Genomic DNA, 15,757 nt, shown 5'->3' on the forward strand with positions numbered 1-15,757 from the left:
CCTCCTTCCTATTCAGTGCCATGCATGACTTATGGATAGTCCTGACTGAGGCGTTTATTGTTGTTATAAAGTCTGAGCAAGAGCAGGGCACACGCCACGCTTAAACCGACAATCAGTCCAATCCAAACACCTGCTGCACCTATGTTGGTGTAGCGTGCCAAATAGATACTGACTGGGAAAGCCACGATCCAATAGGCGACCATTGTGATCCACATTGGGCCTTTGGTATCTTGCATGCCGCGTAAACAGCCTGCGGCACTAATTTGCCAAGCATCCATCAGCTGGTAGGCGAGTGCGAACAGCAGTAAATACATCGCAACTTCTGATACTTCATGATCCGAGGTATAAATCGCCACAATTTCAGGACGAAACAGTGCAATCAGCAGCATGGTCATCAGTGCCAAAACTGTACCTGTCGCCAGTCCGAGTTTTTGAACCTTTCGCATAGCCTCCCAGTTTTTTTCGCCATAGTAGGTCCCAACACGAATGGTTAAGGCGATGGCAAGGGACATCGGAATCATAAACAACTGAGAGGTGACCGACATCGCAATTTGATGCGCCGCCACAATGGTTTCACCCAATGGACTGAGAATAATTGCAGCGGTACTAAAAATACTGACTTCGAAGAAAATAGCTAAGCCAATGGGTAGACCAAGTTTTAAAATACGCTCGATCCAGTAGCGATCCATCTTCTCCCAAGTGCTAAACACTTGAGTTTTTTGATATGCCGAGGCTTTAAAAATATAAGCGGCTAAGGTGAAAAACATGATCCACTGTAAAATTGCAGTGGCAAATCCACAGCCTGCTGAACCGAGTGCTGGAATCGGGCCGAAACCATACATAAAGACAAAGTTCAGTGGAACCAAAAGAACCAAGGCCGCTAAGCTAATGACGGTCACAGGACGTGGATGGCCGAGTGCCTCAGAGTATCCACGCAGTGCTGCATACATAGTCACCGCAGGCATGCCAAAGCCAATGGCATGTAAAAATAGGCTGGCTTTCGGCAGTAAGTTTGCAGGTACACCCATGAGTGGCAGTAAGAGCGGCATGCTTTGTAAAATTAAACCCGCAATGCTCCCCAAAATAAAGGCCACCCAAAGGGATTGGCGGGCAATGGTGGCGATTTTTTCAGGGGTACGTGCACCATTGGCTTCAGCCACCAATGGTGTTGTCGCAATCATGATGCCACTGAACAGCAACATCACTGGTATCCATAAACCGACACCGACGGCAATCGAGGCTAAATCAGTAGGAGATAAATGTCCCGCCATGATGGTATCAATCAACCCGAGACCCGCTTGAGAAAACTGCGTGATCAGGATGGGCAGCATTAACACCAATAACTTTTTTAATTCGAAACGATGGGACGTGATTTTACTTGTAGTCGACACAAAAATTACTCATATTCATCATGTGCTTGGTCTAAATAAATTCAGCGTTGTAAAGTGAGAAGCACACCAATAAAAATTACGACGCCACCAAGTAAACGCTGCCAATTGACAGGGGTTTTTTCGGTACCAAGTAGACCATAGTGGTCAAAAATCATCGAGGTCAGGATTTGTCCAAAAATAACCAAACCTGAAAACGTGAGAAAGCCTAATTTAGGCGCAGTATAGATGCTTATACTGATGGCATAAACCCCTAAGCAACCACCGAGCCATAAGTACCATGGAATATTGGAAAAATCATGTAACTGCGGTTTGTCCACAGGTTGGAGTACAACCAAAAGTGCTAAAACGCAGGTTCCAATGAAGAAGGATAACAATGCGGCTTGTAGTGGAGAGTAAAAATATTCTCTGAGCTGTGTATTCAGCGCCGTTTGAAAAGTCATAGCAATGCCAATACCAAAGGCCAGTGGTAGCATAAACAGCAAGTGGCTCGATATTTTCATCATTTTAAACCATTCATTCTTCTTGTCTTTTTATCAGTCTAATCCAAATAGACACAGATTTCATAAGTGTCTTGATGCAGTCATGTTAAAATATGCAAGATTACCGCTGTGCTTTAGAGTCTCTTCCTTGACTGATTTACATCCTGCAAATATTCCGTTGTCTTTATATATTCACATGCCGTGGTGTGTGCGTAAGTGTCCCTATTGCGACTTTAACTCGCATGCGGTGCCAGATGGCAAACTGTCTTTAGATCTAGAGCAAGAATATTTACATGCTTTGGTGGAAGACTTTAAAACTCAACTCGAGTTTGCTCAAGGGCGTCATATTCATAGTGTGTTTATTGGCGGCGGAACGCCGTCTTTGATTTCAGCGCAAGGGTATCAATGGTTATTTGCCCAGTTAAAAGCACTACTGCCTTTTGAGGTGGATTGTGAAATTACCTTAGAAGCCAATCCAGGTACAGTCGAACATGATCCTTTTGCCGATTATTTGGCGGTTGGTATCAATCGGTTATCGATAGGGGTTCAAAGTTTTAATACTGAACATTTAACCAAATTGGGACGAATTCACAGCAATACCGATGCGATTTCTGCGATTGACCTTGCGCGTGATGCAGGCTTTAAACGCATTAATGTCGACCTGATGCATGGTTTACCTGAGCAAACTTTAGAACAAGCTTTACTGGATTTAAAGCTGGCCGTGGACAATGGTGCAACCCATATTTCATGGTATCAACTCACGATTGAACCGAATACCGTGTTCTTTAGAACCAAGCCTGTCTTACCTGTGGACGATGTGCTTGAAGAGATTCAAGCCCAAGGTGAAGCTTATTTAAAAGCGCAGGGTTTTATCAATTATGAAGTTTCGGCATGGCGTAAAGAGCAGCCTTCCGCGCATAATTTGAATTATTGGCAGTTTGGCGACTATTTAGCAATTGGGGCTGGTGCACATGCCAAAGTGACCCAGCCAGATGGGGTTTATCGGTTCCAAAAAACTCGTTTACCCAAAGACTATTTGGCGAAAGTCCCTGCGGAGCATGTACAGTTTAAGCGAATTGAAGCCGACGAACTTCCATTTGAATTTATGATGAATGCTTTGCGTTTAAATGATGGGGTTGCAGCTGAATATTATGCGCAGCGTACAGGTTTGAATCTGGATAGTTTGGCTGAAACGTTAGACTCACTACGCAGTCGAAAATTAATGGTGGATGATGCCATGCGCTTAGCATGTACCGAGCAAGGGCATGTATTTTTAAACTCAGTGTTGGAAGAATTTATCTAAGTTTTATAAAGCCATGCTTGTGTGAGTTGCCATCATGGCTTGAGTGAAGATCTCAAGCCAATTTTTTAACTTGGATGATTACTTAAATGGCATTCGATCAAGCCAAGAATTCCAATTAGTATAACCATCATCAAAGCCGATATATTTCAACATCACCAGTGGGACTAGCATACTGAAATTAGCATAATATTCTGACATTTCGAGTTTTATATATGTTCCATTTATATTTGGCTCACATTCCAATTTTCCATTATGAAATAAAGCATTGCGTAAATGGGTATATGTGGAAACGGATTGTGTTAAATTTTTGACATTGTCTTGAGATATATCAAAGTTATATGGCTTAAGAAATTTTGCAATAGGAGTGGAGACATTCTTTGAATCATAATCATCAAGATGATATCGACTTAATGATTCTAATGCAGAAAAAAGCAGATAATAATTTACATCAATGAAGCTCTCACTGCCTCTAAACGGCTCTATAGATTTAAAAAAAGCACTACGAAAAACTCCTTGGTTTTGGTCAGACTCTTTCAAATTATTGAGAGCTTTTTGTATACAATCTTTTCTAGATTCAGGGCTAACTGTATCTCTTAAAATCAAAGACCCAATACCATTTAATCGTCCAATAAAAGTAATTTTTAAGGGATAGTCTTGATCTAATGTTTGATCGGTTTCATGCGGGCGTAAGGGATGGGTAATAATCACATTCTTTTGATCAATAAAAGATAAGATACCCTGTAAATCAAAAATTAAAGTGTGTTGATTTAAAATTTGATTTTCATCTATTTCAAGAAATCCCGTTAAATGATAATGATCTCGATCTGCGGCTAATTTTTTAACTTCTCTATGGTTTTGAGAGCGTGGGATCAGTTTGAAACCCTTTAATTCAGCAGTTTTTGTAATTTCATATCCGTAGATACCATAAGTGATCATTGATTAATCCTGAGTATTTTTAGATTTTTATGGAAGTCTTAAAATTTATAATAAGATGAATTCTATTTAATTTGTACGAATTAGCTTACATCAATTCCCGCTTTTTGCGCCTATACGCCTGCATGTAAGTTTTTTAATATAGAACCATAGAGAGCAGGATGCTCCAATAGAATAACAATAAAGATTAGCTCAAGGACGAAGGTATGACTCCTGTCGTACCTCAGCACTTAATACGAAAAACCCCGACAGGATGTCGGGGTTTTTTATTGTCCAAATGTTTATCTTGTCATATAGGCAAGCTTATATTTACATCTTAAAACAGAGCCACGTTGAAACTTTGTTATGCTGAATAAATGAGCTGTGGTACAGAACTCTAGGTTTCGTAAAACTGAAAATAACCAAGCAATAATAAAGGAGAATCAGCATGGCACAGACCAGCCAAGACCGTAATCCAAGCCCTGATTTAGCTGAAGATAATGCGTTTTTTCCATCACCTTATTCACTTTCCCAATATACCGCCAGTAAAACCGACTTCGATGGAACTGACTATCCAACACCCTATATTGGGCATAAAAAAGTTTTGATGGTCGCAAGCGATGAGCGTTATCTACTGATGAAAAATGGCAAGTTCTTCTCCACAGGCAACCACCCAGTAGAAACTTTACTGCCTATGTATCATTTAGACCGCGCGGGCTTTGACATTGATATTGCGACGTTATCCGGCAATCCAGTTAAACTTGAAATGTGGGCGATGCCCCATGAAGATGCTGTTGTGCCTGCAACATTCCAAAAATACTTAGCCCAATTTAAGAAACCTTTAAAACTGGCAGATGTACTGAAAAATAGTTTAGGTGATGACTCTCCCTATTTGGCTGTCCTTATTCCCGGTGGGCATGGTGCTTTAATTGGTCTACCTGACAGTGAAGACTTAAAAACCTTACTGAAGTGGGCGGTGGCAAAAGATAAATTTGTCATTTCGCTGTGTCATGGGCCAGCAGGCTTATTGGCTGCCGCGGTTAATGAAACCCCTGAAAACTATATTTTTAAAGGCTATAAAATGTGTGTGTTCCCCGACGCACTCGACCAAGGGGCAAACTTAGACATTGGTTATATGCCGGGGGAATTACCATGGTTGCTGGCAGATCGCTTAGAAAAGTTGAGTGTCGAAGTGGTCAATAAAGAGATGTCGGGACAGTGTATTCAAGACCGTAAGTTAATTACAGGAGATAGTCCTTTGGCCTCAAACACTTTGGGTAAAATGGCAGCACAGGCGCTTTTGGCCGAGGTTCAGTAGTTATATTTTTTCAATCAAGAGCGCCGTGGCGCTCTTTTTTATGTCCAATTTACTTGTTAAAAGTTCTAGTATTTAAGATTGGAAACTGATCTTTTATGTGGAAAAAAGATTAAAATTAAGCACTCATTTGTTCCAACCAAACTGTTTAAAAATCGCACTGCCTTGAGCAGAACTTAAAAACGTAATAAAACTTTTCGCTTCAGGATTTTTTAGACTGTGTTGTGTCAGGGCGATACCTGCATCACGGTAAATCACCAGTTCAGGTTCGATCGGAATAATTTGCCCAATGTCTGGATTACTGACCCCCCAAATATTAAACACTAACCATGCATCATAGCTGCTGTCCGCTTCCCATGCTTTTTTCGCTGCGCCTGTATTGGGTGCATACATGGCGATATTTTTACGGAATGATTTTGTGAGCTGAATATTACCGGTTCTACCCGCAATATCTTCCCACATGCCCACTTGGCCTGCGCCATGTGTGACCAAAACTTTAGTGTTTGGTTTGCTTAGGTCTTTAAACCCTTGAATATGTTTGGGATTACCTTTTCTGACTAAAATGGCGGCAGGGCGTAAGTAGAGTGGCTCAATTGAGTCCTTTACGATTTTGTTGGCAAATACGCTTTCGAAATCTGACATCATGGCTTCCGAACCGCTATAGATGACGTCGGCATCGAATTTGGCTTTGTCGGCCCATTGTGAAGTAGGACCAGCGGTTACATGGACATCTATCCCTGTCTTATTTTTAAATTGTTTCGCTGCTTCATGCATCGCTGGTGCTGGCCCACCTGGACCATAAACATTGATTGCCGCAATAGTGTCCATTGATAAAAAGCCCAGCATGAGCGGAAAGATATAGTAGCTCAGCTTATACATTTTTAACATTGTTATTTCCTTTATTGATATTTGAACGCTGATCATATTTTTTTTCTGATGTATTTGAATCTTTATATTATTTTTTTTGTTAAATGATTTTTTAAACATGTGGACAGAAAACAATAGCAACTGCGAAGTTGCAGGACAGTTGAATTGTAAGGTCGACCAAGAAATAAAAAGAGCGCCTAGGCGCTCTTTTTATCATTTTGACACTATTAATTAGTAGTCAAAGCTAAAGTGTTCAGGTGCTAAAGAAGTCATGGTTTTTGAAGGATTGACCATTGCTTCGGCATGACCTTGGGTCCGTGGCAATAAACGGTCGAAGTAGAAGTCAGCGACTTTAATTTTCGCTTTATAGAATTCAGCAGATTCTTTGCCATCACCAGAAGCCAGTTTTTCTGAAGCCACAGCCGCTTGTTGTGCCCAGAAATACGCCATCATCACATAGCCAGAGAACATCAAGAAATCGACAGAAGCTGAAGATACCACGTCACGGTCTTTACGAGCTGCAAGCATAATGCGAACAGTTAAGGCATTCCACTGTGCACATACTTTGGTTAAGTCCCATGCAAAACGACGCATGTATTTGTTACGTGCCTGTTGGCCACAGAATTTTAAAATTTCAGTGGTGTAGTCGCGAATCACTTTACCTTTAGAGGTCAGAAGTACTTTACGACCAATTAAGTCCAGTGCTTGAACACCTGTTGTGCCTTCATATAATGTCGCAATACGTGCATCACGTGCAATTTGCTCCATGCCCCATTCTTTAATGTAGCCATGACCGCCATAGACTTGCATACCATGGTTTGCAGCTTCCAAGCCTAATTCAGTTAAGAAGCCTTTTAAAATTGGGGTATAGAATCCTAAGTGATCATCATGTGCTTCAAATGCAGCAGTATCGCCACGTTCAAGCGCATCTGCCATTTTGTCGGCAATTTGCGCTGCGTAATAAATCATTGAGCGACCGCCTTCAGCAATCGCTTTTTGTGTCAGCAACATACGGCGAACGTCAGCGTGATGAATAATGGCATCAGCGACTTTTTCAGGGTCTTTCTTGCCAGAAAGTGCACGCATCGACATACGTTCTTTGGCATATGGAAGTGCACCTTGGAAAGAAAGCTCAGCATGTGCAATACCTTGAATTGCTGTACCGATACGTGCGGTGTTCATAAAGGTAAACATGGCATGTAAGCCTTTGTTTGGCTCACCAATCAAGTAACCGACAGCATTGTCAAAGTTCAGCACTGCGGTTGCAGAAGCGCGAATCCCCATCTTATGTTCAATTGAACCACAAGTCACAGGGTTACGTTCACCAAGGCTACTGTCTGCATTGACCAAGAATTTAGGCACAATGAACAGTGAAATGCCTTTGGTGCCTGTAGGTGCATCTGGAAGACGAGCAAGTACGATGTGAATGATGTTTTCAGTTAAATCTTGCTCACCTGCAGAGATGAAGATTTTGGTGCCTGAGATGTTATAAGTGCCATCGGCATTTAATTCTGCTTTGGTCTTTACTTGGCCTAAGTCGGTGCCACACTGAGGTTCAGTTAAACACATGGTACCTGACCATGTACCTGCCACTAAGTTCGGCATATACAGATTTTTTTGTTCGTCTGTACCAAACTGTAAAATGGTGTTCATACAGCCGATGCTTAAACCTGGGTACATTTGGAAAGACCAGTTTGCGGTGCCCATCATTTCCGATTTAATCAGATTTAAAGATTGAGGCAGGTTCTGACCGCCAAATTCTTCAGGGAAAGACAAACCTTGCCAGCCACCTTGGACAAACTGGTCGTAAGCGTCTTTGAAGCCTTTTGGTGTTTTCACTTCACCATTGTCGAAGGTACAACCTTCTTCATCGCCCGATTGGTTTAAGGGAGATAAAATATTTTCACAAAAATCTGCTGCGCCTTCTAAGATCATATCTACCGTATCAGCGTCGGCAGCTTCACCATTCGATAGGGTTTGATAATGTGCAGGATAGTCCAGCACTTCATTCATTAAGAAGCGAATATCATGTAAGGGAGCTTTATATGCAGGCATGTGTGTAATCCTAATTTAGAAATAGTATTGGATTATTTAAATCGATCATTTCATTATTCATACATCGTATCAAAATACATTGATAGATCCGACTTGAGAAAATGTCAGAAAGGCGAATTTGTAGATAAAATCATCAATCTAAAAAGACAGTTCTGTTACACTGACTCGATGGTCTTTTGATCATGTACTTTTTTAATAAACTATAATTAACTCAGGTTTTCAGCAAGTATTATGCGCTTAAAATATATAACACTTTGTTTATTGGGTTTGAGTATCAGTGGGTGTACTCAGCATGTCATTAAATCCAATGCCTCTTCAGATCAGCAGCTCGGGCAACAAGCCACGCAAGGCCTTAATGCCATGTTTGAAAATGCCAGCTATGATTTTAAAGGTCAGTTCTCTATTCAATCTGACTTTAATTTTAATGAGTCCAAGCTAAATTCTAAGTCGAATACTCAGTCAAATGGGACGAACTTAGATCCAGAGTTGAAAAAACAATTAGATCAACTATTAAAAAATCAAAAAATTTCTTTTACGGCCAAAGAAAAACAAGCCTTATATGATGCACTTGCACGTGAACAAAATCCGTATGCATCGCTGTATGGCAGTGGTGAATCACGTTCTGCTAAGGTTCAAATCGCAGAATCTTTGGTAAATTTACTCAATGACTTACAGTTTAGTTATCAGGGCTCTGTGCATTTCCGTCAAAAATTGGCAGCATTGACTTTGCAGTTAAGTTATCAAAAACCAACCTTACAAGTGCAAGCACAGTTGCCGATGGTGGTTGATTTTAATGACTATAAATTTTACACCAACTACTTTGCCTTTATGCCGTTTATGGTAAACCGTGAAAGTCAGGATCGCTTTGCCTATATTGACTTTTCTAAGCATAAAGACGCATTCGGTCATATTGATTTTAAAAAGTTTGCAGAATATTTAAAGCAAATGAATGCACTGCCATATGCTTTGGCAGAGCCAAATCAAGTGCATAGTGTTGATTTAAGCAAGTCAGAAAAAGAAGCAGGCCTAAGCAAAAAAATTCGCTATATGGGTGACTTAGAAACAGCACAAGTACAATTGGGCTTGTTTGAATACGTCAATAAACTGCACTATACCCAGCAGATACAAGCTTTTGATGCTGAGCGTCTGATTGAGGATGCTGCAAAAACACCAAGCGCAGCGGAAGATGCAATGCAGGCGGCGAAAGAAGCAGAGATTGCTGCAAGTAGCGCAAGTGAAGACCCAGCCTATGATTCACTCGAACGTGTCAGTCATTTGGTGAACCAAAAAATGCAGAACTTGAGTGGTTATGGGCAGAGCGATGAACAAGACATTGTTGTAGATGCCGCTGCCGATGCTACGGTTGATGCAGCAGCAGATGTGGCTTATGCGCAGGCCGCGACAGAAGATGCTGATGAGACAGCAACTGAAGTGACTGCTTCTGCAGCACCAAATACGCTATCTGAAGAAGCTTGCGATGCGCTCATCAACAGCAAGAACATTCCTATTGGTAAAGTGACCGCATGCCGTGATTATCAAGATATTGATGTACTTGCACCTAAAGTAACCAATGAATCTATAGATGAAGAGACTTTTGGACAAGCAGCGACCAATGTTTTGGAAGAGTTGAAACCACTCTTTAGCGCGTATCAAACAGAGCAACTGGTAGACGCACAAAGCTTTAAACAACTTTGGCAAAAACATCAGGCTGAAATTACACCGATCATGGCACAGCTGGGTAGCGAGCGTTCACCGTTTGTGATGGATGTTGGACTCGACCAAAAAGGTCGTGCGCAAAACATGGATTACAACATTGTGATTAGCGATGAGCAAATTGGTAAGCTACAAATTAAGAGCACCAATCAGGTGTTTAATTATGGCAGTGCGACCGCCATTGACCGTCAAGCTTTAAGAAATGCCAAATCGATTGAGGAAGTATCTAAAGGTTCACTGCTGGAAAATGTAGTGAAAGGCATGCTGGGCCCGTTAGGTGCAGATTCATCAAGTGTAGAGAGCGCATCATCAAGTACAACAGAATTACCTAAGGCTATTTCAGATTATTACCAGCAGGCAGCGCAGCAAAGCTATGCACGTCATCATTCTGAAGTTAAAGCGTATCAAGCGGTATTTGCTTTGATGTTTGCCGCACAACGTCCAGAGTATATTCGTTACTATAGCTCAGCGACCATCAATGAAATTTCAGAAGTGTATGCCTATGAGTTCATGGATGTTGCAGAGCCGAAGGGTGCAGCACTTAAGCGTCTGACTCAGCTACGTCAAAAACATGCTTTACAGCACGAACAAGACTTTGATGAGCTGGGAGAAAGTATCGCCAATATCGTTAATGATGCACTGGAAGATGTACAAGAAAATCAGCAATGGAAGGATTTGGCGAAGAAATACAAAACCAAGCAAGCGGTTTTTGCTCAGGTCTATCAAGACAAATTCACCGATACCTATGAGATTGACCAAGAGCAAACTGCATATTTGACTCAGTCTGCACACGTCTTTGCTAAAGCATTTGCAGATGACTTAAAAGGTCAATTGACAGAAAAATCGTTGCAAGGTTTGAAGCTTGAACATGACGACTTCTTTAGCGATTCGACCTATTACGAGACCTATAAAGCCGTACAGAAACACATGAACTAATCTGAAAAAAAGAACCTCTGCGGAGGTTCTTTTTTATTTGTGCTTATAAAAAATCTTTCAGGTTCGGTTTGACGCTATTCCAAATTGAAAAAGATTCAATCGCCTGACCAACCAGCATGCCGTAGCCTTCTGAGGTAGGTACGCCGCGAGCTTTGGCTTGATCTAAAAAGGTTGAGGGTTTGCCATAGGCCATTTCATAAGCATGTTGAAAGTGCAAAGCTTCAGGCAGAATGAGGGCATCGCCACTTAGGCTGGCAGAGGTTGCATTAATCACCAAGTCAAACTGACCTTCGAGCGCATCTAAGCCGATGGCTTGCAATTCGGCTTGCGGCACAGCTGTTTTTAAGTCAGCAACCAGTTGCTCAGCACGAGCAAGGGTACGATTGGCAATCACAATTTTTTTCACCCCTGCTTGGACCAGTGGATAAATGACGCCGCGAGTTGCACCACCTGCACCGATGATCAGTAAATCTGTCTGGTCTAAGTTCCAGTTCAAAGCATGAATGGCATCGACTAGCCCTTGTCCATCGGTGTTGTCACCATGTAATTGACCATCGACCATCCACAGCGTATTGACTGCTTTTGCGATTTTAGCGCGTTCAGTGAGGACTGCGCAGGCTGTAAAGGCTTGTTCTTTAAACGGGACCGTGACATTAAGACCAATGCCACCCTGTGAGAAAAATTCTTGGATATTGGCGAGGAAGCCATCGAGTGGCGCAAGACGTTTACTATAGTTGAGGTCGAGCCCCATTTTTTGTGCAAACGCATGGTGAAGTTCAGGTGAGCGAGACTGCTCAATCGGGTTGCCAATGACAGCGAATTGTTTGTTCATCGCACCAAATCCATGTGAGAAATGCCGTTCAATATACGGCAAATTACACACAGGCTAAAGGGTTCAGTGGTTTTTTATCAACAGAAAAAAGAAAGGCGACTTATGGGTTACAGATGCTGTGAATCGCATCAAACAATAATTTTGCTGCGGTCAGGGTTAAGCCGATAACTGCAAATACGGTGATGCTGATGGATGCATTGTCATTAAACGCACTTTCAGAAAAAATCGTGGTACTGATCGAGCTTAGCAACACAATAGCAAAGCAGAAAAGAACCATGGTGGTCGAGCTAACTCTTTTTGCGAACATGTTTGGGACCTCAGAGAACAGCAAAGGAGGATACTAAAGGTTGATGTCATTAAAATGAATACATTGAAAATGACTTAATTTAGCTTACGGTTTTTGCGAACTTAAAAGAACCCAATTGCTGTTTTAAACCTGTGACAATGCTTTAATAAATGCAAAGAAATGACGCTTTGTGTAGTGGCCATTCTACGAGGAATTGATCGGGAAATATATAAAATTTAATATATAAGCTGCCCTAATCTGGTGAAAAGGGCATGCGTGGGGGATATAAAATTGTAAGCCTGTGTGTCTATTTGAGTAGCTTGAGCCAATCTTGGGGTTTCAGGTAAAAGTCGGTCAATTTTTTCTCAGCAGAATCGGCCTCCCATTCAGGTCGATATGACCAACCCGCCAAATTCGGCAAGCTCACTAAAATCGATTCAATCCGGCCACCTGTTTGTAAACCAAAGAGCGTGCCGCGGTCATAAACTAAGTTATATTCGACATAACGACCACGACGATAGATTTGAAAGTCGCGTTGCGCCTCGCTATAAGGCTTGTCTTGGTTGCGCTGGAAGATTGGAAGAATGGCGTTGAGGTAGCCATTGCCGACTGCTTGAATATATTGGAAACAGGTTTCAAAGTCCCATTGATTGAGATCATCAAAGAACAATCCACCGACACCACGTTGTTCGTCACGGTGTTTTAAATAGAAGTAGTCATCACACCATTGTTTATGTTCGGCATAGACTTCATCGCCAAAGGGCGCACATAAGTCATGTGCCGCCTGATGCCATGACAGTACATCTTCATCATTTGGGTAAAATGGTGTGAGGTCAAAACCACCCCCAAACCACCAAATTGGATCTTGGCCTTCTTTTTCAGCCACGAATAAGCGTACATTGGCATGTGACGTCGGGACATTCGGGTTTTTTGGATGGATCACCAGAGACACGCCCATTGCTTGCGCTTTGGCGCCTGCAATTTGCGGATGGCGTTCAGTCGCTGAAGCAGGGAGTTTAGAGATGTTGATGTGTGAGAACATCACTCCACCTTTTTCAATCACCGTACCATTTTGCAGTACGCGTGAACGACCCCCACCGCCTTCAGGACGCTCCCAATCATCTATTTCAAACTGCGCAGTCCCGCCACCTGCACGTTCTTGTTGTTCAAGTGCGGCACAAATACGAGCTTGTAAGTCGAGGAGAAATTCGCGAACACGTTGGATATCCGCAGACGTTGGGTGCTGCATGAAAAGCCTCATGGGAAAAGATGAAAACTGCTTACATCAAAACATAAAACAGCAAAAAGATTAAGAATATTTTCCGAAGAGTCCTACTGCAGCATTCGATGTTGTGAAGCAATTCAAAAATGAAATGCTGCCATTCGAAAATAACCTGACCAATTCGCTAGGTTGAATTCTGATTCTAAGCTCAGCAGAATAACCACAGTACAGACCCGAGTTTGGCGATGCAGAATAGGCTGCATCTTCTGAATACGGAAGAGCTGATGGTAAATATGCGCGATTCATTGATTCAAAAATACAATGTTCCTGGTCCACGTTATACCAGTTATCCAACGGTGCCGTATTGGGAAGAGGCGCAGTTTTCCTTAGATCAATGGAAACAGACGCTGAAAACATCGTTTGCTGAATCTAATTCGACTGAAGGCATAAGTCTGTATATTCATCTGCCTTTTTGCGAAAGTCTCTGTACTTTTTGTGGTTGCCACAAACGCGTGACCAAAAAGCATGAGATGGAGCAGCCCTATATTCAGGCCGTTTTAAAGGAATGGTCTCTTTATTGTGAATGGCTTGAAGAAAAGCCGCGCATTAAAGAAATTCATTTGGGTGGAGGAACGCCCACTTTCTTTTCTCCAGCACATTTAACTCAGTTAATTGAAGGCATCCTTGCGCAAGCAGAGATTGCCGAGCAGTATGAGTTTAGCTTTGAAGGGCATCCGAACAATACGACTCGGGAGCATTTGCAAGCCTTGTATGACTTGGGCTTTCGCCGTGTCAGTTATGGAGTACAGGATTATAATGAAACCGTACAAAAAGCCATTCATCGGATACAGCCTTTTGAAAATGTCCAGCAAGTGACGCAGTGGGCACGTGAAATAGGCTATAGCTCAATTTCACATGATTTGGTCTTTGGTCTGCCTTTTCAAAACCTTGATGATGTGCTCAACACCATTGATCAAACCAATCGTTTACGCCCAGATCGTCTGGCTTTTTATAGTTATGCGCATGTGCCTTGGATCAAAGGCAATGGGCAACGTGGTTTTAAAGATCATGATGTGCCGAAAGATGAAATAAAACGGCAGTGCTATGAGGAAGGAAAAAATAAGTTACTTGCACAAGGTTATCATGAAATTGGTATGGATCATTTTGCTTTAGAAAGTGATGCCATGTATCAATCATTTCAGGCAGGCATTCTGCATCGCAATTTTATGGGTTACACCGCATCGAAAACTCAAGTGATGATTGGTTTAGGGATTTCATCGATCAGCGACAGCTGGTATAGCTTTGCGCAAAATGAAAAAAAACTCGAAGATTATTATGCGCGACTGGAAAACAATGAACTTCCGGTCTATCGCGGGCATATTTTGAATGCTGAAGATCTGATGATTCGTCGTCACATTTTAAATTTGATGTGTAGCTTTCAGACGTCGTGGGCGGATCCAAGTATGCAGTTTCCTGAATTGGCTGAGGTCTTGGGACAACTGGAAGAAATGCGGGACGATGGTTTATTAGAGATTAGACCACACAGTATACGGGTGACTGAGCAGGGCAAAGCCTTTTTACGCAACATTTGTATGGCGTTCGATTTGCATTTAAAACGCCGTCGACCTGAGAGTCGTATTTTCTCCATGACCATCTAATCTGATTGAAGCGCTCTAAACCGGCTTTTTCAAGTAGGCTTAGAGCAAATGATTAAATTTTAAAAATCATCTTTCTTGTACAAGTGTGCCATGCGTTCATGTTTGGTTTTTAAATATTCTTCATTGAAAGGATTTAAACCGACCGTCAATGGTACACGATCCACCACATTGATCCCTTGCTCTTGCAGTGCTGCAATCTTCAATGGATTGTTGGTAATCAAACGGACTTGTTGAATATTGAGATGATCCAACATAATGCTGACCATGTCATAACGACGTGCATCGGCAGGTAGGTTGAGCATTAGGTTGGCATCGACCGTGTCATGCCCTTGATCTTGTAGCGCATAAGCACGAATTTTATTGGTAAGCCCAATGCCACGACCTTCTTGGCGCAAATACAGAATCACGCCTTGCCCAGCTTCATTAATCAGTTTTTGCGTGGCTTGCAATTGTGGGCCACAGTCACATTTCAAGGAAGCAAAGGCATCGCCCGTGAGACATTCGGAATGAACACGGACTAAAACGGGTTCAATGATCGGCTGATCCAAACCTTTTGAGAGTGCAACATGTTCTTCACCGGTCTTAGGATCTTGAAATACGGTGATGTTAAACTCACCAAAAGCAGTCGGTAAACGGGATGTGGCAACAAATTCAATAGGCACAGCTAAACCTGTAAATAGTTCAGAAATTGGCTAAAGTATAGCGTAATGCATCGACATTGGTAGAATTGCATCCACGAATTTATGCAGAAGATTTTCTTTTTTGTATAAAGCGAACGATAATAGTTG

13 protein-coding genes are annotated in these 15,757 nt (G+C 42.0%); 4 read left to right on the plus strand and 9 right to left on the minus strand.

Features of this window, described 5'->3' with window-relative positions; translation table 11 throughout:
- Positions 1–29: 29 nt before the first annotated feature.
- Positions 30–1,331: an MATE family efflux transporter gene (locus tag AC4MDD_RS01805; protein ID WP_155115835.1), complete on the minus strand. Its 1,302-nt coding sequence runs from the start codon at positions 1,329–1,331 to the stop codon at positions 30–32.
- 101 nt (positions 1,332–1,432) lie between these two features.
- Positions 1,433–1,894, minus strand: a complete 462-nt coding sequence (locus AC4MDD_RS01810) for a DMT family transporter (RefSeq protein WP_005401310.1) — start codon at positions 1,892–1,894, stop codon at positions 1,433–1,435.
- Between the two features lie 124 nt (positions 1,895–2,018).
- On the opposite strand from AC4MDD_RS01810, the gene hemW reads away from it, so the two are divergent.
- Positions 2,019–3,173, plus strand: a complete 1,155-nt coding sequence (hemW, locus tag AC4MDD_RS01815) for a radical SAM family heme chaperone HemW (protein ID WP_005401309.1) — start codon at positions 2,019–2,021, stop codon at positions 3,171–3,173.
- Positions 3,174–3,251: 78 nt separating this feature from the next.
- Here hemW and AC4MDD_RS01820 read toward each other — a convergent pair whose 3' ends face one another.
- Positions 3,252–4,109 carry a hypothetical protein gene (locus tag AC4MDD_RS01820; RefSeq protein ID WP_490747354.1) on the minus strand — a complete coding sequence of 286 codons (858 nt, stop codon included), beginning with the start codon at positions 4,107–4,109 and terminating at the stop codon, positions 3,252–3,254.
- A 424-nt stretch (positions 4,110–4,533) separates the two neighbouring features.
- Between AC4MDD_RS01820 and hchA the strand changes: the two genes are divergently transcribed.
- Positions 4,534–5,403 carry a glyoxalase III HchA gene (hchA, locus tag AC4MDD_RS01825; protein WP_005401307.1) on the plus strand — a complete coding sequence of 290 codons (870 nt, stop codon included), beginning with the start codon at positions 4,534–4,536 and terminating at the stop codon, positions 5,401–5,403.
- Positions 5,404–5,526: 123 nt separating this feature from the next.
- Here hchA and AC4MDD_RS01830 read toward each other — a convergent pair whose 3' ends face one another.
- The gene (locus AC4MDD_RS01830; RefSeq protein WP_005401306.1) at positions 5,527–6,288 is read right to left on the minus strand and encodes a substrate-binding domain-containing protein; all 762 of its coding nucleotides are present in this window, start codon (positions 6,286–6,288) and stop codon (positions 5,527–5,529) included.
- Positions 6,289–6,498: 210 nt separating this feature from the next.
- Positions 6,499–8,322: an acyl-CoA dehydrogenase C-terminal domain-containing protein gene (locus tag AC4MDD_RS01835; RefSeq protein ID WP_005401305.1), complete on the minus strand. Its 1,824-nt coding sequence runs from the start codon at positions 8,320–8,322 to the stop codon at positions 6,499–6,501.
- A gap of 231 nt (positions 8,323–8,553) precedes the next feature.
- Between AC4MDD_RS01835 and AC4MDD_RS01840 the strand changes: the two genes are divergently transcribed.
- Entirely contained in the window at positions 8,554–10,971 is a 2,418-nt protein-coding gene (locus tag AC4MDD_RS01840) for a hypothetical protein (RefSeq protein WP_078389969.1), read from the plus strand.
- A gap of 43 nt (positions 10,972–11,014) precedes the next feature.
- Here AC4MDD_RS01840 and aroE read toward each other — a convergent pair whose 3' ends face one another.
- The 3 genes from aroE to hemF form a co-directional block, all read right to left on the minus strand.
- On the minus strand, positions 11,015–11,803 hold the full coding sequence (aroE, locus tag AC4MDD_RS01845) for a shikimate dehydrogenase (RefSeq protein ID WP_491882222.1): 789 nt from the start codon (positions 11,801–11,803) through the stop codon (positions 11,015–11,017).
- A 100-nt stretch (positions 11,804–11,903) separates the two neighbouring features.
- Positions 11,904–12,110, minus strand: coding sequence for a hypothetical protein (locus tag AC4MDD_RS01850; protein ID WP_491882223.1), 207 nt, complete (start codon positions 12,108–12,110; stop codon positions 11,904–11,906).
- A 286-nt stretch (positions 12,111–12,396) separates the two neighbouring features.
- Positions 12,397–13,338: an oxygen-dependent coproporphyrinogen oxidase gene (hemF, locus tag AC4MDD_RS01855; RefSeq protein WP_491882224.1), complete on the minus strand. Its 942-nt coding sequence runs from the start codon at positions 13,336–13,338 to the stop codon at positions 12,397–12,399.
- A 266-nt stretch (positions 13,339–13,604) separates the two neighbouring features.
- On the opposite strand from hemF, the gene hemN reads away from it, so the two are divergent.
- A complete protein-coding gene (gene hemN, locus AC4MDD_RS01860) occupies positions 13,605–14,969 on the plus strand; it encodes an oxygen-independent coproporphyrinogen III oxidase (RefSeq protein ID WP_491882225.1) in 1,365 nt (454 codons plus the stop codon).
- A gap of 59 nt (positions 14,970–15,028) precedes the next feature.
- Here hemN and ribA read toward each other — a convergent pair whose 3' ends face one another.
- Entirely contained in the window at positions 15,029–15,631 is a 603-nt protein-coding gene (gene ribA, locus AC4MDD_RS01865) for a GTP cyclohydrolase II (RefSeq protein WP_004691377.1), read from the minus strand.
- Positions 15,632–15,757 lie beyond the last annotated feature (126 nt).

It is taken from the genome of Acinetobacter sp. CAU_H_29a_1, assembly GCF_058599505.1.

Bases quoted from the DNA above. Each gene is read 5' to 3' on its own strand.
- AC4MDD_RS01805 (WP_155115835.1), bottom strand. From the start codon at position 1,331: ATGCTGCCCATCCTGATCACGCAGTTTTCTCAAGCGGGTCTCGGGTTG.
- AC4MDD_RS01810 (WP_005401310.1), bottom strand. From the start codon at position 1,894: ATGATGAAAATATCGAGCCACTTGCTGTTTATGCTACCACTGGCCTTT.
- AC4MDD_RS01820 (WP_490747354.1), bottom strand. From the start codon at position 4,109: ATGATCACTTATGGTATCTACGGATATGAAATTACAAAAACTGCTGAA.
- hchA (WP_005401307.1), top strand. From the start codon at position 4,534: ATGGCACAGACCAGCCAAGACCGTAATCCAAGCCCTGATTTAGCTGAA.
- AC4MDD_RS01830 (WP_005401306.1), bottom strand. From the start codon at position 6,288: ATGTTAAAAATGTATAAGCTGAGCTACTATATCTTTCCGCTCATGCTG.
- AC4MDD_RS01835 (WP_005401305.1), bottom strand. From the start codon at position 8,322: ATGCCTGCATATAAAGCTCCCTTACATGATATTCGCTTCTTAATGAAT.
- AC4MDD_RS01840 (WP_078389969.1), top strand. From the start codon at position 8,554: ATGCGCTTAAAATATATAACACTTTGTTTATTGGGTTTGAGTATCAGT.
- aroE (WP_491882222.1), bottom strand. From the start codon at position 11,803: ATGAACAAACAATTCGCTGTCATTGGCAACCCGATTGAGCAGTCTCGC.
- AC4MDD_RS01850 (WP_491882223.1), bottom strand. From the start codon at position 12,110: ATGTTCGCAAAAAGAGTTAGCTCGACCACCATGGTTCTTTTCTGCTTT.
- hemF (WP_491882224.1), bottom strand. From the start codon at position 13,338: ATGCAGCACCCAACGTCTGCGGATATCCAACGTGTTCGCGAATTTCTC.
- hemN (WP_491882225.1), top strand. From the start codon at position 13,605: ATGCGCGATTCATTGATTCAAAAATACAATGTTCCTGGTCCACGTTAT.